This window comes from Cyanobium sp. Tous-M-B4 (genome assembly GCF_024345395.1).
In the GTDB taxonomy this organism is placed as follows: Bacteria; Cyanobacteriota; Cyanobacteriia; order PCC-6307; family Cyanobiaceae; genus Cyanobium_A.
On sequence record NZ_JAGQBA010000005.1, the window covers coordinates 162,030 to 181,621 of the forward strand.

At 59.4% G+C, this 19,592-nt stretch carries 27 protein-coding genes; 10 read left to right on the forward strand and 17 right to left on the reverse strand.

Annotation, left to right across the window (positions count from 1 at the left end):
• Positions 1–2 precede the first annotated feature (2 nt).
• The 4 genes from KBY73_RS11035 to KBY73_RS11050 form a co-directional block, all read right to left on the reverse strand.
• Entirely contained in the window at positions 3–629 is a 627-nt protein-coding gene (locus KBY73_RS11035; RefSeq protein ID WP_254937145.1) for a BREX protein BrxB domain-containing protein, read from the reverse strand.
• Positions 626–1,615: a BrxA family protein gene (locus KBY73_RS11040; RefSeq protein WP_254937146.1), complete on the reverse strand. Its 990-nt coding sequence runs from the start codon at positions 1,613–1,615 to the stop codon at positions 626–628. The genes KBY73_RS11035 and KBY73_RS11040 overlap by 4 nt, the downstream gene beginning before the upstream one ends.
• The gene (locus tag KBY73_RS11045; RefSeq protein WP_254937147.1) at positions 1,615–2,175 is read right to left on the reverse strand and encodes a BrxE family protein; all 561 of its coding nucleotides are present in this window, start codon (positions 2,173–2,175) and stop codon (positions 1,615–1,617) included. The genes KBY73_RS11040 and KBY73_RS11045 overlap by 1 nt, the downstream gene beginning before the upstream one ends.
• Positions 2,176–2,343: 168 nt before the next feature.
• Positions 2,344–3,321, reverse strand: coding sequence for a hypothetical protein (locus tag KBY73_RS11050; RefSeq protein ID WP_254937148.1), 978 nt, complete (start codon positions 3,319–3,321; stop codon positions 2,344–2,346).
• A gap of 125 nt (positions 3,322–3,446) precedes the next feature.
• Here KBY73_RS11050 and KBY73_RS11055 point away from each other — a divergent pair, with 125 nt between their 5' ends.
• The 3 genes from KBY73_RS11055 (at position 3,447) to KBY73_RS11065 (ending at position 6,361) form a co-directional block, all read left to right on the forward strand.
• Positions 3,447–5,672, forward strand: coding sequence for an ATP-binding protein (locus KBY73_RS11055; RefSeq protein ID WP_254937149.1), 2,226 nt, complete (start codon positions 3,447–3,449; stop codon positions 5,670–5,672).
• A gap of 69 nt (positions 5,673–5,741) precedes the next feature.
• Entirely contained in the window at positions 5,742–5,972 is a 231-nt protein-coding gene (locus KBY73_RS11060) for a hypothetical protein (RefSeq protein WP_254937150.1), read from the forward strand.
• Positions 5,973–5,980: 8 nt separating this feature from the next.
• Positions 5,981–6,361, forward strand: coding sequence for a type II toxin-antitoxin system PemK/MazF family toxin (locus KBY73_RS11065; protein ID WP_254937151.1), 381 nt, complete (start codon positions 5,981–5,983; stop codon positions 6,359–6,361).
• A gap of 31 nt (positions 6,362–6,392) precedes the next feature.
• On the opposite strand, the gene KBY73_RS11070 is transcribed toward KBY73_RS11065, so the two are convergent.
• Positions 6,393–6,761, reverse strand: coding sequence for an AbrB family transcriptional regulator (locus tag KBY73_RS11070; protein ID WP_254937152.1), 369 nt, complete (start codon positions 6,759–6,761; stop codon positions 6,393–6,395).
• Positions 6,762–6,937: 176 nt separating this feature from the next.
• Entirely contained in the window at positions 6,938–7,558 is a 621-nt protein-coding gene (locus KBY73_RS11075; RefSeq protein ID WP_254937153.1) for a methyltransferase domain-containing protein, read from the reverse strand.
• A 248-nt stretch (positions 7,559–7,806) separates the two neighbouring features.
• Here KBY73_RS11075 and phnC point away from each other — a divergent pair, with 248 nt between their 5' ends.
• From phnC to KBY73_RS11095, 4 genes are all read left to right on the forward strand, one after another.
• Positions 7,807–8,589 (forward strand): phosphonate ABC transporter ATP-binding protein, encoded by a 783-nt coding sequence (gene phnC, locus KBY73_RS11080; RefSeq protein WP_254937154.1) that lies wholly within the window; start codon positions 7,807–7,809, stop codon positions 8,587–8,589.
• Between the two features lie 21 nt (positions 8,590–8,610).
• Positions 8,611–9,489 (forward strand): phosphate/phosphite/phosphonate ABC transporter substrate-binding protein, encoded by an 879-nt coding sequence (gene phnD / locus KBY73_RS11085; RefSeq protein ID WP_254937155.1) that lies wholly within the window; start codon positions 8,611–8,613, stop codon positions 9,487–9,489.
• Between the two features lie 69 nt (positions 9,490–9,558).
• On the forward strand, positions 9,559–10,356 hold the full coding sequence (gene phnE, locus KBY73_RS11090) for a phosphonate ABC transporter, permease protein PhnE (RefSeq protein WP_254937156.1): 798 nt from the start codon (positions 9,559–9,561) through the stop codon (positions 10,354–10,356).
• A 2-nt stretch (positions 10,357–10,358) separates the two neighbouring features.
• Positions 10,359–11,339 carry an NAD(P)-dependent oxidoreductase gene (locus KBY73_RS11095; RefSeq protein ID WP_254937157.1) on the forward strand — a complete coding sequence of 327 codons (981 nt, stop codon included), beginning with the start codon at positions 10,359–10,361 and terminating at the stop codon, positions 11,337–11,339.
• Positions 11,340–12,434: 1,095 nt separating this feature from the next.
• On the opposite strand, the gene KBY73_RS11100 is transcribed toward KBY73_RS11095, so the two are convergent.
• The gene (locus KBY73_RS11100; protein ID WP_254937158.1) at positions 12,435–12,806 is read right to left on the reverse strand and encodes an AbrB family transcriptional regulator; all 372 of its coding nucleotides are present in this window, start codon (positions 12,804–12,806) and stop codon (positions 12,435–12,437) included.
• Between the two features lie 137 nt (positions 12,807–12,943).
• A complete protein-coding gene (locus KBY73_RS11105; protein ID WP_254937159.1) occupies positions 12,944–13,543 on the reverse strand; it encodes a thermonuclease family protein in 600 nt (199 codons plus the stop codon).
• Positions 13,544–13,725: 182 nt separating this feature from the next.
• On the opposite strand from KBY73_RS11105, the gene KBY73_RS11110 reads away from it, so the two are divergent.
• Together KBY73_RS11110 and KBY73_RS11115 are read left to right on the forward strand one after the other, a co-directional pair.
• On the forward strand, positions 13,726–14,013 hold the full coding sequence (locus tag KBY73_RS11110) for a hypothetical protein (RefSeq protein ID WP_254937160.1): 288 nt from the start codon (positions 13,726–13,728) through the stop codon (positions 14,011–14,013).
• Positions 13,995–14,573 (forward strand): DUF4236 domain-containing protein, encoded by a 579-nt coding sequence (locus KBY73_RS11115; RefSeq protein ID WP_254937161.1) that lies wholly within the window; start codon positions 13,995–13,997, stop codon positions 14,571–14,573. Before KBY73_RS11110 ends, KBY73_RS11115 begins: the two co-directional genes overlap by 19 nt.
• Positions 14,574–14,577: 4 nt before the next feature.
• Here the strand turns inward: KBY73_RS11115 and KBY73_RS11120 are convergent, their stop codons facing one another.
• The 4 genes from KBY73_RS11120 to KBY73_RS11135 all read right to left on the reverse strand — a co-directional run bounded on the left by KBY73_RS11120 (position 14,578) and on the right by KBY73_RS11135 (position 16,175).
• Positions 14,578–15,429 carry a hypothetical protein gene (locus KBY73_RS11120; protein WP_254937162.1) on the reverse strand — a complete coding sequence of 284 codons (852 nt, stop codon included), beginning with the start codon at positions 15,427–15,429 and terminating at the stop codon, positions 14,578–14,580.
• A 144-nt stretch (positions 15,430–15,573) separates the two neighbouring features.
• On the reverse strand, positions 15,574–15,678 hold the full coding sequence (locus KBY73_RS11125) for a DUF1651 domain-containing protein (protein ID WP_315858435.1): 105 nt from the start codon (positions 15,676–15,678) through the stop codon (positions 15,574–15,576).
• A gap of 19 nt (positions 15,679–15,697) precedes the next feature.
• Entirely contained in the window at positions 15,698–15,883 is a 186-nt protein-coding gene (locus tag KBY73_RS11130; RefSeq protein WP_254937163.1) for a hypothetical protein, read from the reverse strand.
• A gap of 7 nt (positions 15,884–15,890) precedes the next feature.
• Positions 15,891–16,175 carry a galactose oxidase gene (locus KBY73_RS11135; RefSeq protein WP_254937164.1) on the reverse strand — a complete coding sequence of 95 codons (285 nt, stop codon included), beginning with the start codon at positions 16,173–16,175 and terminating at the stop codon, positions 15,891–15,893.
• A 99-nt stretch (positions 16,176–16,274) separates the two neighbouring features.
• Here KBY73_RS11135 and KBY73_RS11140 point away from each other — a divergent pair, with 99 nt between their 5' ends.
• Positions 16,275–16,400 carry a hypothetical protein gene (locus tag KBY73_RS11140; protein ID WP_254937165.1) on the forward strand — a complete coding sequence of 42 codons (126 nt, stop codon included), beginning with the start codon at positions 16,275–16,277 and terminating at the stop codon, positions 16,398–16,400.
• Positions 16,401–16,472: 72 nt separating this feature from the next.
• On the opposite strand, the gene KBY73_RS11145 is transcribed toward KBY73_RS11140, so the two are convergent.
• From KBY73_RS11145 to KBY73_RS11165, 5 genes are all read right to left on the reverse strand, one after another.
• On the reverse strand, positions 16,473–16,793 hold the full coding sequence (locus tag KBY73_RS11145; RefSeq protein ID WP_254937166.1) for a DUF5615 family PIN-like protein: 321 nt from the start codon (positions 16,791–16,793) through the stop codon (positions 16,473–16,475).
• On the reverse strand, positions 16,794–17,096 hold the full coding sequence (locus tag KBY73_RS11150) for a DUF433 domain-containing protein (protein ID WP_254937167.1): 303 nt from the start codon (positions 17,094–17,096) through the stop codon (positions 16,794–16,796). It abuts the gene before it with no gap.
• 6 nt (positions 17,097–17,102) lie between these two features.
• Positions 17,103–18,047, reverse strand: a complete 945-nt coding sequence (locus KBY73_RS11155) for an RAD52 family DNA repair protein (RefSeq protein ID WP_254937168.1) — start codon at positions 18,045–18,047, stop codon at positions 17,103–17,105.
• Between the two features lie 109 nt (positions 18,048–18,156).
• Positions 18,157–18,783 carry a siphovirus Gp157 family protein gene (locus KBY73_RS11160; RefSeq protein WP_254937169.1) on the reverse strand — a complete coding sequence of 209 codons (627 nt, stop codon included), beginning with the start codon at positions 18,781–18,783 and terminating at the stop codon, positions 18,157–18,159.
• A 76-nt stretch (positions 18,784–18,859) separates the two neighbouring features.
• Positions 18,860–19,327 carry a hypothetical protein gene (locus KBY73_RS11165; protein ID WP_254937170.1) on the reverse strand — a complete coding sequence of 156 codons (468 nt, stop codon included), beginning with the start codon at positions 19,325–19,327 and terminating at the stop codon, positions 18,860–18,862.
• Between the last annotated feature and the right edge of the window lie 265 nt (positions 19,328–19,592).

Below are 19,592 nucleotides of genomic sequence, written 5' to 3' on the forward strand. Positions count from 1 at the left end.
GGTCAGGCGAACAGCTTGGGGCGGTAGTTGTGGTCGGCATCTGCTTCATCCATAAAGCGCAGCCCTGCTGGACCATCCCGCTGGCCGGGGTAGAAGAGCACCACCGGATGCAGCACCCGGTTGCGCAGGTTCTCAAGCAGGGCCGACGGGCGGTGCAGGTCAAAGAGCGACCCCACCCGCTCCAGAAACACGAGGTGGCTGCTGGTCGGCTTGGAGGTATCCACCGCCTGCGCCACCAGCTCATCCAAGGGCACCGCTCCAGCTGCCTTGCCGCTGAGCACATCCCGCAGGGTGTCGCGCACCAGCTCTGGCCCCAGCGAGGCTTCTGCCTCAGCGATCTCCTCCAGCGACAGGCCGGCGGCTTTGATCGCCTGCTCCAGCAGGGCAGCCAGTGAAAGCCGCTGCACTGTCTTGCCCGCGTTCTCCAGCCGGATGGTGAGATCGCGCAGCTCAGCTCTGAGCTCCCATTCGTCCTCCGGTGGATACAGAAAAATCCCGAAGGGCATGTCGGTGTAGGTGCTCAGCCCTGCCCCGGAGTCAGCGGCAGTAAGTACGGGCTCAAGTTGCTGCTGCAGGCAGCGCTGCCACTCCTTCATGCCTGCGCCGCGAGTTCCCAGCGTCTGGCTCATGACCACACCTCCTGCACCAGGGCCTCGGCGCTGCTGGCCGGCAGCTTGAGATCCACCACTGATCCAGCGCGGTAGTAGCTGATCACCTTCGCCTGGTGCAGCAGCAGCAAGCGGTGCTCCAGCTCCGCCTCCGGCAGCCGGAACCACAGCCAGCGCGGATCGGCCAGGGCAGCTGCGGTGGTGCGGTTGCTGGCCAGGGCCTGCAGCAGCACATAGAGCAGGGGCTCATCAGCCAGGTAGTAGGCCGTGAAGCGGCGCTTAACGCGGCCCTGCAGCAGCCCAAGATCCACTCCCGCCTTGAGCAGGCCGCCGGCGACGCGCTTGCGGGTGGCCTCGCTCCACTCCGCGACCTCGGGATGACCTTGGGCGCCCGTGCTCTCCAGCCAGGTGAGCACCTGGGCTGTTTGCAGTAGGTCAGCACCGTCGCGATGCACCTGGGCGCTCCAGCGCAGTCCGTCGCCGAGGAGCTGCTCGCTGTTGGCCAGGTGCCAGAGAAGCAGCGATTTCCAGTGGCGTTGGCCGGTTTCCGTCCGCGCCGCCAGCACCAGGGCCCGATCACGCCCCGCTGGCTCGAAGCGGGAACTGAGGGCACTGCAGACCTTCTTAAGCCAGGCCTGGGTGGGGGCGCCGATGCTGTTGCTCTGGCGCAGCTGTTCGAGGTTGGCGCGCTTGCTGGCCACCAGCTCCCAGCCCTGCAGCGCCTGCAGGGTGTCGCTAACTAAGGGACCGCGAATAAGGCCATCGCTCCGGTAAGGGGGGATAGCGGCTGTTTTGGCTTTTGACTTGGCCGTGCGCTTGGGCGTGGTCTTGGCTGCTGGTGCCGCTGGCTTGGGCTGGGGTTCGGCCTTCGCCTTGACAGATGTTTTCTCGCTTGCTTTGCGTGCCGGCTTGGGGGCCGCCGGCTTTGCCGGAGCAGCCGCCGTCTTCTCGGTGGTGGGAGCAGCCGCTACCGCCGGCTTGCGCCTGGTCTTGGTTGCCGCTGCCATCAGCCTGGCACCTGCAGGTAGGGCACCACCAGCTGGCCGGGCTGGCCGCAGACGAACGCTGCTGCCAGCCGCTCTATGTGCCCCTGGTTGATCTCGAAGGGAGCGTCCAACCGCAAGGCCTTGGCGGTCTGTGGGGTCTGGTTCCGTGCCCAGTCGAGCGCCTCCGAATCCAGCTCGGCCAGCTCGACCAGCGCCTGGGGCCATTGCTCCGTACTCAGGGCCCAGGCCGCCTGGAAGCAGTCCGCCCACTCCTGGGGTGCATCCAGCCAGCGGTTGCGCTCGTTCTCGTACGCGTCTTCCAGCTGGGGCGTCAGCCGAAATAAATGACAGGTGATCGCTCCTCCCGGGCTGGGCTGAATCCCCAAGGCCTCGTCGCAGGCCAGCTGGGCCACCCGGAAGCCAGCCCTGGTCTGCGCGAACGGCGAGGAACGCGGAAAGCCCTGCTGGAACAGGAACTCCCCAGTGCTCGTCAATACGCCACTGTTCCACCAGCCCAGCCGCTGGGTCTCGCCCAGGGCCGCCACCACCAGGCGAAGCTTGAAGAGCTGGCGGAAGTCCATCCGGGTGGGGCAGGGTGCGGCTATCTCGCCCCAGGATGATGCCTTAATGGCGCAGCTGGCCAGTGATTGGCAAAACCCTGCAGCACAAGGGGTTTGCTCGCTGGCCGAGGCAGTTCCACAATTATGCGCTGGGTGCATATTTTTGAAGCCATTGGCTATACAACCCCCTCACTCCGCAGCCCCCTCGCCAGCACCCACCCCTTCTTCCAACGACCCCTCCAACCCCAGTAGGGCCCCAGCTCCCCGGGCCACGGCCCGGAAGGCGCGTCGCTGGATTACCCGCAGCGTTGCCTTGGCTGCTGCAGGTGCCTGCAGCTCCTGGGGCAGCAGCAGCCACAACTGTTCTTGCAGAAACAGCCCATCGGCAACCGGCACCAGACCCTGCTCCTGCCACCAGCTTCTGGGGGCCAAGGCCGGGCAGAGCGGCACCGCTACGGGCCGCTGCTGCAGCTGCTCTAGCCAGGCCTGCGGGTCCTGCCAGACCCGTGAGGCGCGCTCCAGGTTGCCGATGCAGGACTCGAGCTCCCCATGCAGCAGGGGCATGATCTGGGCAGCGGGCAGCAACACCTGCTCCTTCCACACGTCAGCCCAGCGCTGATGGGCCACTAGCTGCAGCGGCAAGGTTCCCAGCGGCAGCACCTGCACTCCAGGCCAGTGCGGCAGCTCCCCGCTTGCCAGCTCCTGGTTATGGCAAAGGGAGGAGACCAGCGCTCCATCGATCACGCCCTGGGCCACCAGCGTTGCCCAGTCGCCGGCGGGATGGAAGCAGGGCGGCACCTGCAACACCCCGGGCAGCCCAGCAAGCAGCGACTGGTGCAGCGCATCGGTGCCCAGCCGCAACCGGCCGTCTTCTAGGCGATGGGCCCTGCTGGCCAGACGCAGGAAGCGCAGGCTGCTGCTCCCTCCCCAGCGGCACACCTTGCGGGGACCACGCGCAGGTTGGAGGCGGAACTGCTCAGCCAGCTCCCAGTAGCTGCGGCTCACCGTGGTCTGGTGCATCGATAGGGAGCGGGCGGCGCGCATCTGACTGCCGCTGACTTCCATCAGATCCAGCACGTGCAGGTTGAGCAGCATCTCGGGTGGCCTGTAGGACTTGCGCCGCCGCCGCGCAGGCGGCACAACGGCAGCAGAACGCTGGATTGACACGGCAGCGCGGCAGCAGAACGGGGCAATCAGCCTTGCCCTTTTCCAGCTCCCGTCCACCCTCCCTCCCGCGAAGAACCCAGCCGGCTGAAACCCCCTGCCAGCACTGAGCCGGCCGCTCCAGTTGGTTGGCGGCTATTGCCGCGGGCCGTAAGGGCCAGCAACCTGCAGCAATGGAGCCCCTGCGCTGTCACCTACTAATCGGCCCGCCCGCCAGTGGCAAGAGCACCACTGCTACGGCTCTCGCCCCTTTGCTTGCAGGGCCTGAGGGGCAGCCGGCGGTGGTGCTCGCGACCGATGCGATCCGCGCTGAGGTGTTCGGCGATTCGGCCGTTCAGGGGCCCTGGCCGTCGATCCAGCAGCGGCTGCATGAGCGGTTGATCGGTGCGGTGGCAGCCGGTATGCCGGTGATCGTGGATGCCACCCATGCCCAGCGGCCCTGGCGGCTGGCGATCACCCAGCAGCTGGCCTTACCCAGGCCAGTGGAGTGGATCGGCTGGTGGCACTTCACACCGGTGAGCACCTGCCTGCGCTGGAACGAGAAACGGGAGCGCCCCGTTCCCGTCCCGGTGATTCGCCGCATGGCCGCTGCCTTGGCGGATGAGGCCTTTGGTCCGGGGCGGGCGGAAGGCTTTGCCTCGGTGGTGGCGGTGCAGCCCACCCAGCAGCGCGACCTCACTACTTATTTACGTAGCGAACTCTCCCGTCTCACCCGCCGCATCAGCGCGGCCTGCAATCGCCAGCACCAGTTGCTGCTCCACGGCCACTCGCGCCTGCTTGATCTAGAGCGGCTGCTCTACCTGCTGCAGCTGCTCGCGGCGCACCCCGATCTGGCGACAACCGATCAGGGCAGCCGCGAGGCCCTAGAAACGCTCGTTTCACCGCTGCCCAGCGGTGAGCTGCCCCAGCGGGCGGCCGCCCTGCTGCGCACGCTCCATGGCGTCTGCTACGGCGATGCCGAGGCTGTACGCCGCGATCTGGCCTGGCTGGAGGGCCAGGGCTTCTTCTCCGCCACCCCCGTGACAACGGGGATTCAGCCCCTGCCCCTGCTGGCTGCCACCTCTGAGGAGCAGGCCCCCCGCAGTGGCGGCGTCCATGGCGGTCAGCCGCCGATGGCTGATGCAGCGGTGTTTGTGCGGGTGATGACGCTGCTGCGCCATCTGCTGCAGACGCCCTTTGACCGGCCACCGGAAGGTCCGGGGGCACTGGCGATGCAGCGGCACCTGCTGGAGCGTCTCGCTGAGATCCCCGGCGGCCACGGCTCAGGTGAGCTGGCGACGCTGCGCAAGGACATCGAGAAGACCCTCACCCCTTACGGCTTTCGGCTGCACCACGACAACCCCCGCCATGGCTACTGCCTTGGCACCGCCCTGCTCTCAGCGCCGCGGCTGGTGGAAATCCATGGGGTGGTGCAACACGCGGCCCAGCGGCTGGGTGATCCCACTGCGCAGGATCTGCTCGATGAGCTGGAGCAACGCCTGGCCTGGGGCGGCATCGAGGTGACGGCCGCGCCGCCGTTACGCACCTATCTCGATGGCGCCCATCCCGGTGCGGAGACCCTGCAGCGGGGCAGCCTGGCGGAACCAAGGGAAGCTGAGCGGATCGAGACAGCGATCTTGGAGCACCGGCGCGTACGCCTGCTGCGCCAGAGCACCTTTGGCGGCGGCGACAACCGCGGCGAGGAGATCCGCGCCTGGCCCCTGCAGCTGGTCTTCTCAGCGGGGCTCTGGCACCTGGCCTGGGAGGACGACGCCATCGGCCGGCCCCATGGGTTGCTGCAGAGCGAACGACTGGAGCAGCTGGTGTTCCTGCAGGCCGAACCGCGGGGTCGCCGCAACGAATCCGACCACAGCACCGCGCTCGCCAGGCTGCAGCGGCTGCTTCATCACTGCGGCGGCATCGAGCTGGGTGATGACCTCACAGCCCAAGAGGGTCTCTGCCAGCCCAGCAGCGAGCAGCGCCGCCGCCAGCTGCAGACCCTGCGCCTGTCCTGCAAGAGCGAGGCCTACGCCGCCATTCGCCAGGGACAGCTTCCCTTCTCCCTCGACCAGATCCGGCTGGAACGGCCGGCTAAGCAAGCAAAGCCCACGGCTGCGGCCCAGGGCACCACAGCCGACTCGGTGCATCCGGAGCTGGCCCAGGTGCTGACGCCCAACCCCAGCGGCGACAGCCATCCTCATCCGGTGGAGATCGACCTGCCGCCCTGGATCCTGGCCCGCGGCGTCGCCCTGCGCCGCTGGCTCTTCTCCCACGGCAGTGCCCTACGCATCGAGGCACCGGAAGCGCTGCGCCAGGAGCAGCAGGGCCAGGCGCTGGAGATGCTGGCTTTGGCTCAGCGACGCCCCGGCAGTTGAGCTCGAACGTGGGATTGGGCTTAACGTTGAGGTGTGGCTCCGTGTTGTCAGCGCAGGCCACCTGCCGCCATGCCCCCTGCCGATTACGCCACTGAACAGCCCGAGGCTCCCTTCTCCGTGCGCCGCAGGCAGCGCGGGGGACGACGGATCGTGCAGGTGAGCAGCTCGCTCAGCGCTATGGATGCTCTGCGGGCACGGATCCGTTCGCAGAGCAAAGCGGTGGCAGAGCACATCGCCACCGATGCGGAGGCCAGTGACTTCATTGCCGACTGGGGCACGCCTGAACCCCTCAACCGCTGAAGACAGGCGTGGACTTGCGGGCTGGGCAGATCATCACCGTTGATTGGCGCAAAGATCCAAATGACCCTGGGCTGGACCCTCAGCCTCCCGAGCCCAACAAGCTGCGGCCAGCTGTCGTCGTGCAGGACTGCGAGCTGTTTGACCCTGCCTATCCAACAGTGCTGGTGGTGCCGATGACTGGCGACCCCTCGCTGGCGATGGCCGATCTGACTGTCGTGCTCCAACCCAACAACACCAACGGCTGCAGGAAGGTGAGCTATCTGCTGCCACAGAACCTGACCTGTGTGGCGAAGACTCGCATCACAGATGCCACTGCTTGCTGCGTGACTACCACCGAGCTGCAGCAACTCCGCCAGCTGGTTGTGTTGGTGATCGGTGGCTTCTCTTGAAGAGCCGCAAGCAGCTCAACCGAGGAGCAGCTCACTCCTCTTCTGCGCTGCCTAGGGGAATCAGCTTGATCTGCTTTTTGCCCAGCTTGATCTCAAACTCATCGCCTGGCTTGAGGTCGAGCATGGCGGTGTAGGCCTTGCCCACCATGAGATTGCCGTTGAACTGGATCTTGGTGGTGTAGCTCAGCTTGCGGCCACCCTTGCCAGTGCTCCGGCCGGCGCTATCTGTTCCAAGGTTCACCCCCTTGGCAGTTAGCAGTGCCTCGTAGAACGCAGTGAAGTTGAGGCGCTCGCTGCCATCTTTTTTGGTGCTCACATAGCCGCACTCGCGCACCAGCTCAGATTTAGAGACATCTCCGAGTTCCTTGACCTTGGCCAGTAGTTCAGGACCGGTGAGCATGAGGTATCAAGGCAAATTCGTTACGACTTCAAATTAGCGATCATCAGTGGGTTTGGCATTAGAGCTCGCAACACCATTGCCGTCTACGCACAATCCTTGCTCTCCTGACCCGTAGGTTTCCCGTTTAGCGCCATGAGCAGTATTCCTCTTATATCAATGTGCATGAGGCCGGATACTCAGCGCCGCCAGAGCCCCAGCCATTCGTTGTCGCGCACGAGGGCTGAGCCTTGCTCTGAACCCTGCGCTGGCTCCCAGAGCTCCTGGCGAAATCCTGCTGCCGCCAGCTGCTCCGCCAGCAATGCCGGGTCGCTGCCCCACGGAGGGCCATCCGGCCGCGGGTGGCACCAGAAGAGCCCCAGCAACCAGCCCTCGGGAGCTAGTAACCGCGCCACGGCGTCGAGATAGGTCTCGCGCTGAGCGGGATCAATCGCGCAGAAGCAGGTGTGCTCCAGCACGCCCTGCAGGCTGCCGGTTGTGATGCCGGCTGCCGCCAGCGCCGCCCCATCGAAGAGATCGGCCTGCAGCCAGCGCAGCTGGGTGCGATCAGAACCATGCACCGCCTGGGCGCGCTCAATGGCCTCACCGCTGAAGTCCAACCCGATCACCTCGTAGCCGAGATCGGCGAGCAAGGCCGCCTCATGGCCCCGGCCGCAGCCGGGTACCAACACCCGACCCGGTGGCTCAGGCGCTCGGCTGTCGGTGCGCAAAAAGACATTAAGCGGTGGCGCAGGCTTGCCCAGCTCCCAGCGATCATTGCCGTCGCGGTAGCGCTGATCCCAGGCGGAAGCAGTAATCACAAGAAACTCATCCGTGAAATATTCGACAGGAGCCCTTCTGTCGCTTAAACACCTAAGATTAAAAAAGTGTACATAAATCAAAATAGCCTAAATTAATTACTAATTACCACGCAGATGTCGCCCAGGAGACAAAATTTTGTAGCCCTGGAAACATCCAAGAAATAATCAACCAATAAGGGAACCTTAACCCAGTCGTTACACACTCTCAAAACACGGGATTAAGGTTTATGGAGAAATAATTTTTTTCAATGAATGCTATCGAGTTAAATAATGTATCGGTAAAGTTTAGTAATAAATATGCTGTGCATAACTGTGATATCAGCTTCAAGACTGGAGAATTTACCGTTTTACTCGGGGCATCTGGCGCTGGTAAATCAACTCTTTTGCGAACACTAAATTTGCTTCAGAAATTAACAACTGGCGAAATATTCGTTCCGGGGCTTGGCAAGGTCGAGGGGGTAACAAAAACAAGAAGGCATCGCAAATCAACAGCAATGGTTTTCCAGAGCCACCAGCTTCTAGAGAGAAAAACAGCACTTGAAAATACGGTATTAGGGAGACTTCCCTACCATCATGGTTTAAGTACACTTCTTCCATTTCCAAATAGAGACCGGCTATTAGCACTAGAAAACCTCGAACGGGTTGGATTACTAGAAAAAGCATTGACGAAATCTAGCGACCTGAGTGGAGGCCAAAAACAAAGAGTTGGGATTGCAAGAGCATTGACTCAAGGCCCTAAAATCATCTTGGCAGACGAACCGATCGCAAGCCTTGACCCTGTCACTTCAGACGGAATACTCAAGTTACTAAAAGATATTTCAATTGACCTCCAAATAACTACTATTTTAAGTCTCCACCAAATTGATTTTGCATGTAAATATGCAGATCGCTTGATAGGGCTAAATAGCGGATCAATTATTTTTGATGGCAAGCCAAACGATCTGACGGAATCAGACCTGAAACGGATATATGAAACAGAGTCAAAACAAATCCCAACTACTACACAACTTTTGGCCACCCTGGCCAACTAATCCAAGCGGACCCAACAAATCATGAAGATTAAGTTAATCCTGCAAGCCGTTACTCTTACGGTAATTGCCTTGATAATACCGACTAATTCATCCAATGCATCAAGCAAATCAGATCCAGATACTTTAAAAGTTGCTCTACTGCCAGACGAGAATGCAGCAACTATAATCAAAGACAATAAGGGATTACAAGAGTATCTGAGCAAAAAGCTTAACAAGAAAATCGAATTAATCATATCCACCGATTATTCTTCAATGATAGAAGCTGCTAGAAATGAACGAATTGATCTTGCATACTTTGGGCCGCTATCCTATGTTATTGCGAAGGACAAGAGCAAGATTACTCCGTTTGCCGCTAGACTTAGAGATGGTTCAACTACATACAAGTCCTGCCTCATAGGAAACACCAAAGCAGGTATAAAATCATATAAAGATCTCAGAGGCAAAACTGTTGCATTTGGAGATCCTGCATCAACTTCTAGCCGCCTTTTCCCGCAGTTAACGCTTGCTGATTCCGGATTAATTGCTAAGCGCGATTATAAGCTTGTATTTGTTGGTGCACACGATGCGGTAGCTCTCTCAGTTCAGACTGGAAATGCCCAAGGCGGGGGGCTTTCATGTCCTATCTATGAGTCATTGGTGAAAAAAGGAAGGATTGATACCACTAAGATCACACTTCTCGGAAAGACCGCACCGATTCCACAATATCCTTGGACTATGCGGTCCAACCTTAATCCGAAGCTAAAGCAGAAAATCGTTGCCGCCTTTTTGGGACTTAAAGATGAATCTATACTCAAAGCATATAAAGCTGATGGATTTGCTGCAGTTACGGATTCTGATTACAATGGCATTAGGAAAGCCGGCAAGATACTTGGGCTAAAGCTAGATACATTTGTCAAGTAAGTCTATCCAGGCTAATACTTAGCCCTAATTTCTCAAAAGCTATTAGGGCTTTTCTCTTTTTCGAAACTCATGAATTCCTTTAAGTCAATTATCAGCCAACAAAAAAGTAGTCAATTAACAACTGCACTCGTTTCAATTGTTATTGCGATTGCAATTCTTTCTAGCTTTTCAGTTGTAGGCTTATTTGATAGCCAAAGAATAGCAGAGGGGTTGCCTGCAATAGGAATTCTGGTCAAGGAAATGGTTCCACCAAACTTTTCACGATGGCAGGAGTGGCTGATCCCCCTGCGTGATTCGGTGGCAATGAGTATAGCCGGTACTGCAATTGCTGTAATAATTTCAGTACCCCTATCAATATTTGCTGCCAGAACAACTACTCCTAATAAACTCATCTATTCATTTTCAAGACTACTGTTAAATTGTCTACGATCAGTCCCAGAGCTAATAATGGGCATAATATTTGTAGCTGCAGTCGGCTTTGGACAGCTTCCCGGGGCTCTCGCTCTTGGCCTACATTCAGTGGGAATGGTTGGAAAGTTTTACGCTGAATCAATAGAATTACTTGATAAGGATCCAATTGAAGCAATAACTTCTACAGGCGCAACACATTTTCAAGTAGTGACAAGGTGTATTCTACCCTTAGTATTTCCTCAGATGGCGGATGTTGGACTATATAGATGGGAGTACAATTTCCGAGCATCTCTAGTTGTAGGAGCCGTTGGCGCTGGTGGTCTCGGACTCGAAATTGTCAGTTCACTCAGAATTATGAACTATCAAGAGGTTCTAGCACTACTAATGGTTGTACTTATAATGGTCACAATAGTAGATAGCTTGAGCACAGCACTCCGTAAGCGTGTATCTTCTTGAAAATGCCTAAAAATTCCAAGATAGTAGTAACAAACAAAGTTTTTGATGAAACGCTTGAATTTCTCTCTCAATATTGTGAGATCATTGCTAATCAATTTGAGGCACCCTTGTCTCGTTCTGAACTGTTAAAGAGGTGCGGGGATGCTGAAGGCGTAATCGTTTTCATGCCAGACCACATAGACTCAGATTTTATCAAGCAATGTAAGAATCTCAAGGCTATTTCTGGCGCTCTAAGAGGTGCAGACAATATTGATGTATCTTTCTGTTCGAATAATGGGATAGCATTTGCTATAATCCCTAATTTGTTAGCACAACCAACTGCTGAGCTCGCAGTAGGCCTAATGATAAATCTATCAAGAAATATGCTCCCTGGCGATAAGTATGTAAGAAGACAAGAATTTAAAGGCTGGAGTCCACGATTTTATGGCAGCGGCCTCTACAGAAGATCTGTAGGTATTCTTGGAATGGGTCAGCTTGGAAAAGCACTGGTAAAACTGGTTCACGGTTTTGAGTGCGAAATTAGCTATTTTGACAAAATAGATATTGATTCAAGTTCTGAGGTATATAATGGATTAACGAAGAAAGGACTTGACGAACTACTGTCAGTGTCGGATTTTGTGGTTAACATGCTTCCTCTTACCAATGATACATACCATCTAATTAATGCCGATAAGCTTAGTCTATTTAAGAATGATTCTTACCTTATTAACGTTGGAAGAGGTTCTACTGTATGCGAACAGGCTGTCGCTAAAGCGCTTTTAAATAATAAAATATTAGGCTATGCAGCAGATGTCTTCGAATTCGAAGACTGGGCCTTAAACCATAGGCCATCTTGTATTGAAAGCGGTCTTTTAAGTAATGACTTAAATACTTTCTTGACTCCTCACATTGGATCTGCCGTCACTCAAGCACGCAAAGAGATAGAAATGTCTGCAGCCAAAAATTTACTTTCGCTCTTGGGAATCTGTCATAGTAAGGGCTAGGAAAAATCTTGTGATTTCTTGCCAATCTTTGTGTATTCAGGATAGATTATGAGTTGGCTGTGATCAGTGGTAGTATTAACATATGATCGTTCAATTCTGTTGTCAGCCAATCCTGAAACAGGCTTAATACTTTTAACCATTATTTCAAACCCGAATGAAATATCCCATGTCAGAATAGCAAGCTATTTCAATGTATGATTCATTGCCATGATCGCCAACTGTTGGTGCTGGAATGTATTCGACGACACCTCCGGGGTAGGTGTGCCAAGCACCACCGAGGGGATTGTTTGCGTCTTATCTAATCCCGGCTGATGTAAATAACTTGCGTGTAGACCTTGATGTGGTTGTTACATAGCAATTCGCCTCCTTATCGCCGCCAGAGATGGGGCTTCCTGCCGGTTCGGATAGCCAGTAGCAGGGTACCTTGTCTGAAGAGGGGCAGGTCGAGAAGATTTAGACATGGATTCTCGAGCAGCAGAGTGTAAGCCTGCTAAACCGGGGGACTAATTGCGATCAGGGCAGGAGAGAACAGATTCGGAGCTGGCCGCTGCATATAGTCTACTGAGATGGGTTGTGGCACCTGGCCCTGTCGGCCGATGGCATCGGTCGACCCCATGGTTTGCTGCAAAGCGAGCAGCTTGAGCAGCTGGTGTTCCTGCAGGCCCCGGCCCGCGGCCCCCCCCAATTTGAGCGCGCACCAGCTGCAGAACTTGCGCTGCTCTTGCAAGAGCGAGGTCTACGCCGCCATTCGCCAGGGACAGCTTCTTCTCCCTCGACCAGATTCGGCTGGAACGGCCGGCTAAGCAAGGGGAGCCCAGGTTTGCGGCCCAGGGCGCCACAGCCGACCGGGTGCATCCGGAGCTGGCCCGGGTGCTGACGCCCAACCCCAGCGGGGACAGCCATCCCCACCCGCTGGAGATCGACCTGCCGCCCTGGATGCTGGCCCGCGGCGTCGCTCTGCGGCGCTGGCTCTTGTCCCACGGCAGCGCCATACCCTCGAGGCCCCGGAGGCGCTGCGTCAGGAGCAGCAGGGCCAGGAGCTGGAGATGCTGGCGTTGGCTCAGCGACGCCCCGGCAGCTGAGGGAATGCTTGCTTCACACCTCGTCGTCTGTGCTTCCCAGGGGGATCAGCTTGATCTGCTTTTTGCCCAGCTTGATCTCGAACTCATCGCCGGGCTTGAGGTCGAGCATGGCGGTGTAGGCCTTGCCCACCATGAGATTGCCGTTGAACTGAATCTTGGTGGTGTAGCTCAGCTTGCGGCCACCCTTGCCAGTGCTCCGGCCGGCGCTATCTGTTCCAAGGTTCACCCCCTTGGCAGTTAGCAGTGCCTCGTAGAACGCAGTGAAGTTGAGGCGCTCGCTGCCATCTTTCTTGGTGCTCAAGTAACCACATTCGTGCACCAACTCAGATTTTGAGACATCGCCTAGCTCCTTAACTTTGGCGAGCAGCTCGGGGCCGGTAAACATTGCGAGTTTTGCAGTTGTTTTATAATATGCTAAAGCCACATGATATGTCATTCTACTGCTACAAGAGGCAAGATCTTGCCTCCAAGGCCTCTGCAACAACCGGTAGTGCAGCTACGAAATACGGGAAAGGATGTCTGTCAACGGAGTGATTCGCAAGCTTCTCCATCGCCATTGCCATCTAGATAGCTGTGCCCCTGGCGCAGCAGCTCCTGGGCTTTGGCATAGGAGCTGATCTCGCTGCAGCGGTAACGCCGGCCGCCTGGTGTTGTGCCATCAGGAATAACGGCTGAGCGGCGACCTCGCCTGAAGTCCCAAGGCCGGGTGATGCCGCCCTCCACTTGCCAGACCCCAAAGCGCCGCCGGCTGGCACGGTATTCCGCGTCCAGATACTCCTTGGCGTTACACCCACTGAGGTACTGGCGGTAGGCAAAGGCTTGGCCGTCTTCCACCATCGCCAGGTTGATGTTGATCTCTGAGATCACCTCGGCCACCGAGCGGCCATAGAGATCGGTGGTTTTGATGTTGAGGTTTACCTCCCGGCCAATGGGCAGGCGCTGCTGCAAATACGTGCGGGCCTTCAGCCCGTAAGGGGTCTGGGCGGTCTCAGGTGCATCGATGCAGGCCAGCCGCACGGTGAGGGCCTTGCCCGCCTGGCGCACCCGGATCGTGTCGCCATCGCCGATGGAGAGCACGGTGGCCTTGACGCCCTGTGCGACTACCTCGCTTGGCCAGGCCAAGGCCGCCAACGCAACCACAACCAGCAGAAAGTTTCCAGCCATTGCCGGAGTTTGTACCGGCAGCCTTTTCATGCTGTTCCTGCATGACTTGGTTGCAGCTGGCTCATTCGCGCCAATCTGTACCTATGCCTAACAAGACGATGGGCCGCAATCGTCTGCTCCTTGCCTGCGCAATTGCAGCTTTGACTGCAGGCAGTGCCCTAGCCCAGCAGCCGGTGCAACCGCTGCCCAAGGTTGGAGGCTGCCCGCTTGGCTACTACAGCTCTGGCGGCTACTGCGTGCCGAGCTCTGGTGGTAACAGCCGTGGCGCCATCGAGAAAAGCGGCGCTGGCTGTCCGCTGGGTTTCTATTCCTCTGGCAACTACTGCCTCAGCAGCCCCAGTAACGACCGTGAGGCAATTCAAAAGAGCGGCAAGGGATGCCCGCTGGGTTGGTATTCATCCGGCAGCTATTGCGTCAAGAGCCGCTGATTGCCATGGGCTTCCGCTTTCGACGCTCCACCCGCCTGGGCCCGCTGCGCTTCAATTTCAGCAAGAGTGGATTGAGCTCCATTTCCGTTGGTGGGCGGGGCGCCTCGTTCAACATCCCGGTAAACCGCAGCGGCGGCACCCGGTCAACAGTGGGGCTACCGGGCACCGGTCTGAGCTGGAGCGTGGAGCACACGCCGGATCGTGCAGCCGTGATCCCTGCAGGGGAAGCGGCGGGCCTGCCCAACAGCCGCCGGCTAAGGCCAGGGCAGCTCGATGCCTTTAAGCAGTCACTGCTAGCGGTGCTGCACAAGGAGCTTTTTGCGCCAGGCTCCACCGGGGAGCAGCTCTGGGACCTGGGCTTGGTGAGCCGCCTGCTTGCTGCTGGCTCCTTAGCTGCACGAACCGCTGGCCTGCTGGCTCTGATCGAAACGCCCGAGGCAATGGAGGCATATGTACTGCGGGCCCAGGGGCAGGACGATGCCAAACGTCGCGCCCACCGCTGCATCGAGGCGGGGCAGGAAGCCTCACGGCTGGCGACGGCCAGGGGCTGGTTGCGCTGACGGCTCAGGCCAAGCGATCTTCTGAAAGCTGGCGGAAGGCATCGTTCAGCAACACCACCTCGGAGAACGACTGCTCGAGGTCAGAGAAGCGCTGAGGGTCAAACAGTTGATCGAGATCGAAGTTGAGGATCGGCCGGATGCTGGCCGGCACGCTGAGAAAGTCATTGAGCTTGCGCAGCATCTCGGCAGCGCTGGCATGGGCCTGCTGCAGCTTGTACTCCTCCGCCTCAAAGGCAGTCAGCGCTTGCTGCAACTGGGGAATCGCCGATTCGAGCAATTCATTGCCCTCTGCTTTCTCCAGTGTTTCCACCAGCGCTGACGTCAGCCCAGCCAGCTTGGTGAGCGCATCGGCGGTCCAATGGCGCTCCTTGAGGCAAGCCATGGCAGCGCGCACCGCCTTGGCCTCCACCGAGAGGTCATCGAGCAGGCTGATCCCAGCGCTCTGCAGCCAGGTAGTAACACCACTGGCTGCCCGCAACCGGCTGCGTTCCACCGGCGGGTTGATGCTGGTGGAGATAACGCTCGAATGGCGATAGTTGCTATCTGAGTCAAGCGTGCGGCACACCACATTGATCCTGGGGGTGTAAAGATCACCGGCCACGTTGAGGGAGTCGATTGCCCCAAACCGCTGTTGAACCATGCAGGGGTCATGGCGAAAACGTTGTTCCACCTGTTGCATGAGCAGCTTGAGCTGTTGCTGGTTGTGGAGCAGAGCGGCATAGACCACCGCTGCGATGGCTGCCACCAGCACGGCTGCAATCAAAAAGAAATGCCAGTAGGCCAGCACAAACCCCAGGGCCACCAAAGCCAGCAGGCCACCGCAACCGATACCGCATCCATTGTTCTGCTGGGCCATGGCTGCCTACAACCCACCACCAGCTTGGCCTGCTGGGCAATGATCACCAGAGAGCTGTCGCAGGAAAGCCCAGCGGCAGGGGCAGCGGCACACTCCGCCTCCTCGCTCTCCTGCTGCGCAAGGCGATCTGCGCGCCAGAGAGCATCAACGGGGTAGCAGAGCAGGTGGTGGCGTCCACTGGGGCTGACAGACCTGCCAGCCAGCCTTCCGCTTCTCGGCCCAGAGCTTGATCGCCTCGTCCCGTCTGATCTCCTTGCGGCACTACCGCTTAGCGGAAGGCTGCGCCTAGAGCAGGCGCCTGGCCGGGGATCAGTTCGCCGGTGGTGAGCTCCAGGGCCTGGGAGTAGCGGCTGTAGCGAACCGGGTTGAAATGGAGCACCTGACGGCTATCGCTGATCCAGCCTTCTTGAGGAGAGAGAGGTGGCCGCTTGCCGGTGACAGCGCTTGGGTGCATGGGCGGCTCAGGCCACCTCCGGCGCCCAGCCTTGGCTCCGGGTCATGTCATCAGTCCAACCCTGGCAGCGGCTGGTCAGGTGCTCGCCGTGGGCGATCAGCCCCTGATTGAGCTGACAGGTGAGCACCGGGATGCAATTCACCCCGGCGTGGTGCCTGAACCAGTGGCAGGTCATGCAGACCTTGCGGCTGCGGGTTTTCAGCATGGTGCCCTCATCGAGGTAGGGCCACTCTTCGATCGGGAGATCGAGCCGGGCATTCAGTGCTGCGGGCCGGGGGAGAGGGGCACCCATGACCAATGACCAATGCGTACGTGTGTACTAGTACGATTGGCGGGCTTTGCTGCCGAGGCGCTTGGAGCTGGATACGGTTCAGTCAGAGGAGAGGTGCCGATGCTTCGCGAGCTTGTTCTGGCAATCGGCATCCCCCTGGTCCTGCTGCTGCTGGCGGTGCTGGCAATGGAGCAGTGGCGTGATCAGCTGCCGGGGTGGCTGCAGCGGTTGGCCGAGCGGCCGTAATGACTTTGGAACGCCGGCATCGGATTGATCATCGGCTTATCGCTACTGCGCTGGCTGCTGCAGCGCTGAGGCTCAGGGAATGGGCAGCTCCTGGTAGTCGCCCGCTGTAATAGCGGCGACTGCCGCCTGAATTTCGCCAGTGACCTGGCGAATCCGTGGCCAGCTGGTGGTGGTCAGCACCAAGATCGCGATGCTGCGACCCTGCAGGTTCTGCTGGTAGCGGAGGTTGGTGTCGGTGGTGAGCAGGAGCTCGTAGCCCTCCTGTTCCGCCAGGCGAATCAAATCCCCATTGGTGACGGTGGACCAGCCGAGCTCATAGGCCGTTGCCACGACATGGCCGGTCAGGGAGCGGCGTAGGGGAACCGGCGTTCCCTGGTCAAACAGGATCCGCACTCAGGCGACAGCTGCCGCCGTGCTGCGGGCGACATGCTCCAGCACCGAGCGGGCTTGCTCCGGTGTGACCCCGGGGAAGAGCTCTACAAATTCAGCCAGGGAGACTCCGTCTTCCAGGTTTTCGAACAGAGCCGCCACCGGGATCCGCGTGCCGCGGAACACCCAGGCACCACTGATGCGCTGCGGATCCTGCTCCACCGCGGTGCAGCCAGCCCAGCCGAGTTCGGTTTGCGTGCGCATGGCCCCATCGTGGCCGATCTCTTTCAGGGTAAGCCGCTCGATGACATTGAGCTGCTTCCTCATCAGCGCTTAAGCCGCAGCTTGGTGTTGCACCAGAAACGTCTCGATCCAGTCGTGATGCCTGCGCTGGCAGATCCGATCGGCGATGGAAGGCGCATCAGCCGGCACCTGGAACCGCTTGCGGAATGCCTTGGTAAACCCCTCCAGAGCAGGGCGGGGCAGGCCCCGAACGGTGGCGAGGATCTGCTGGATGGTGCCTGGATCGAGCGGGTCAAGGCTTGGATCTTTCTCTTGCTGCACAGGCGATTGGGACTGCTGCCGGGGAGCCGCTTCTGCTGGCCTGTTTCTGGTGTTTGCGGCGGGGGCCGTAGTGGCTGAACTGGTGACCTCCCTCTGCTGCTTGTCGTAGAGCGCCAGACCAAACGGATTGCCAAAGGTCATCAGCGCTCTTTTCATCGCATCGGTCTCGGCCTCCTTGATGGCGGACTCATGGCCCTGGCCCAAGTCGATGTCGATGCCATGGCCGGCGCCAGTGCCTTCCCGAACCAGTGGAGTCATGCCTCCGGCTGTGACGGTGATGCGTACGCGGGCGGTGTAGGTGACGCCCCAGCCGGGCTTCTGGTCCCGACCAATCAATCGCTCAGCCTGTGCAACGCAGCGAACGGCGATGGTTTGGCGCTGCCAGCCGTCAAAACCAAAGATTCGGTTGGCTTCTGCGATTACCTGCCAACCCTCCAAATAGCTCACGCGGCTGCGGCCCTGCTCCCGCAGGCGGACTTTGGCCCGATCAAGCGGGGCGGCCAGGGCGGCGAGCTGCTCGGGGGAGAAGCCAAGGGGCTGAGCCTGGAGAACTTGCGGCGCCGCGGCTGATGGCGGGTTTGCTGAGGTCTCCATATCGGACCGGTCAGCAGAGCCGATCACCTCCAGAGCGGAGTGCGGCCGCTGGGCCGGACGAGGAGCTGCGGGGCGGCTGCTGGTGCTGGACCCATTGGTGGAAGGGGCGGCGACTGTCATGGCGATGGGAAGCGATGGAGCGAGAAGAAGAAAGAAGCGAAATCGGATCAGAAAGAAAGGGCCCGCCACTGCAGCGGGCCATGTCGCGGGGGCCTTTGCCCCCCTCCGGTCAGTGGATGCGCCAGGAGCGGCGGTTGAGCAGCTGGGCCCCAGCGATCTGGCGGCCGGCTTTGAGGGCTTCCTTGATGGCGTTCTTGTCTGGCTTGCTGGTGGTGGAAAAAGTGAGCCACTCGGCATCGAGGGCCTCTTCGTCGTCGATCACGACGGCCTGGGACTTGCGGGAGGTGAGCTCGTGATCAGGGAAGGAGAAGCGCGTAGCCGCCGGCTGCAGCTGGGTGAGAACAAAGATCAGCGATTCCTCCAGGGCATCAGCCCGGCCGGCATCGCTGCGGGCCAGATCGGCGAGCCGCTTGGCCTGCTGGCTCCGGTAAGTGGCCTGACCACGCAGGTGCTCGATCACCCAGCAGGTGGCATCGGCCTTGGCGGCGAGGGCCTGCTTATTGCCCTCTTCTGCAAGTAGGGCTGCCTCCAGCTCGGCGAGGGCTGAGGCGCGCTGCTCGGGATCATCAGCTTCCAGCTGCTCGGCTAGCTGGGAGATGACGGTGGTGAGCTCCTGGGCCTCGCTGCCCAGCTGCCAAAGAGAACCCGATCGCCTAAGTGAGCAGGCAGGGCCTGCAGCTGGAGGATCCGAATTGACTACAGGAATGGCGGCGGAAATAGCGGTGAGAACAGGCATGACAGTGAGAAGGCGATGGGGATGGAAAGAACGGAACGGAGCGCCAAGGGCGCGAAAGGCTTGTGGTGCTGGGGGATCAGGAGAAGCCGGCGCCAACCGGCACGGCGCAGAGCCCGGCAGCTGGGCTGACCTCGACCACGGCAATCGGCACCGGGGAGCGGGTCGCCATGCGGCGGGCTTCTCTCACCAGCGAGGCGGTGCCTGGGCCGCCGGGGAAAGCCACCACCAACACCGAGGCGAGCGAGCCCGGGGAGTTGTGGGCCACGGCTTTGGCAATGGCCTGCTCGAGTAGCTCCCGATTACGGATTGGCCCAGCGGCCCGGCCATGGAGCTGCCATTGAGCTGGCATAACCAGGGCTGACCAACCCAGCTGCTGGGCAGCGCGACCAATGGCGGCATCAGCGCCGCGGGCACCGCCGTGGAGAAGCAGATGCACCAGCCGGCCACCGCTGCGAGCGAGCAGCTCAGCGGCCACGCGCTGCTGAGGCCAGGCCAGATCACGGCCGCCTCCGGCCGCGATCACAAGCGAATGGGATGGGGCCACTGCGGGCCCAGAAGGAATACAAAGATCCATGAATCAGCTGCCAGAGGTGACAACTGATCGGGGCATCACAGCTTCTTAAAGCAATAGAGCAGTGATGGCGAGATCAGAGATTGGATTACCGCAGGCGATGGGCTAGGGGCCTTTGGCGCAGCCCTTATTCTAGCAGTACAAACGCACTCTAAAGCGGGAAGAACCCTTGCAGGGCAATGGATCTATGCAAAACCTGGCCATGCTCGGAGGGGTCTGCAATTGATAAGCAGGCCAA

What these genes read in the sequence shown, in the direction of transcription:
- KBY73_RS11120 (WP_254937162.1), bottom strand. Translation starts at nt 15,429, where the DNA reads ATGGCCCAGCAGAACAATGGATGCGGTATCGGTTGCGGTGGCCTGCTG.
- phnE (WP_254937156.1), top strand. Translation starts at nt 9,559, where the DNA reads ATGAATTCCTTTAAGTCAATTATCAGCCAACAAAAAAGTAGTCAATTA.
- KBY73_RS11140 (WP_254937165.1), top strand. Translation starts at nt 16,275, where the DNA reads ATGCTTCGCGAGCTTGTTCTGGCAATCGGCATCCCCCTGGTCCTGCTG.
- phnC (WP_254937154.1), top strand. Translation starts at nt 7,807, where the DNA reads ATGAATGCTATCGAGTTAAATAATGTATCGGTAAAGTTTAGTAATAAA.
- KBY73_RS11095 (WP_254937157.1), top strand. Translation starts at nt 10,359, where the DNA reads ATGCCTAAAAATTCCAAGATAGTAGTAACAAACAAAGTTTTTGATGAA.
- KBY73_RS11070 (WP_254937152.1), bottom strand. Translation starts at nt 6,761, where the DNA reads ATGCTCACCGGTCCTGAACTACTGGCCAAGGTCAAGGAACTCGGAGAT.
- KBY73_RS11100 (WP_254937158.1), bottom strand. Translation starts at nt 12,806, where the DNA reads ATGTTTACCGGCCCCGAGCTGCTCGCCAAAGTTAAGGAGCTAGGCGAT.
- KBY73_RS11150 (WP_254937167.1), bottom strand. Translation starts at nt 17,096, where the DNA reads ATGAGGAAGCAGCTCAATGTCATCGAGCGGCTTACCCTGAAAGAGATC.
- KBY73_RS11045 (WP_254937147.1), bottom strand. Translation starts at nt 2,175, where the DNA reads ATGGACTTCCGCCAGCTCTTCAAGCTTCGCCTGGTGGTGGCGGCCCTG.
- phnD (WP_254937155.1), top strand. Translation starts at nt 8,611, where the DNA reads ATGAAGATTAAGTTAATCCTGCAAGCCGTTACTCTTACGGTAATTGCC.
- KBY73_RS11135 (WP_254937164.1), bottom strand. Translation starts at nt 16,175, where the DNA reads ATGGGTGCCCCTCTCCCCCGGCCCGCAGCACTGAATGCCCGGCTCGAT.
- KBY73_RS11160 (WP_254937169.1), bottom strand. Translation starts at nt 18,783, where the DNA reads ATGCCTGTTCTCACCGCTATTTCCGCCGCCATTCCTGTAGTCAATTCG.
- KBY73_RS11035 (WP_254937145.1), bottom strand. Translation starts at nt 629, where the DNA reads ATGAGCCAGACGCTGGGAACTCGCGGCGCAGGCATGAAGGAGTGGCAG.
- KBY73_RS11130 (WP_254937163.1), bottom strand. Translation starts at nt 15,883, where the DNA reads ATGCACCCAAGCGCTGTCACCGGCAAGCGGCCACCTCTCTCTCCTCAA.
- KBY73_RS11060 (WP_254937150.1), top strand. Translation starts at nt 5,742, where the DNA reads ATGCCCCCTGCCGATTACGCCACTGAACAGCCCGAGGCTCCCTTCTCC.
- KBY73_RS11040 (WP_254937146.1), bottom strand. Translation starts at nt 1,615, where the DNA reads ATGGCAGCGGCAACCAAGACCAGGCGCAAGCCGGCGGTAGCGGCTGCT.
- KBY73_RS11155 (WP_254937168.1), bottom strand. Translation starts at nt 18,047, where the DNA reads ATGACAGTCGCCGCCCCTTCCACCAATGGGTCCAGCACCAGCAGCCGC.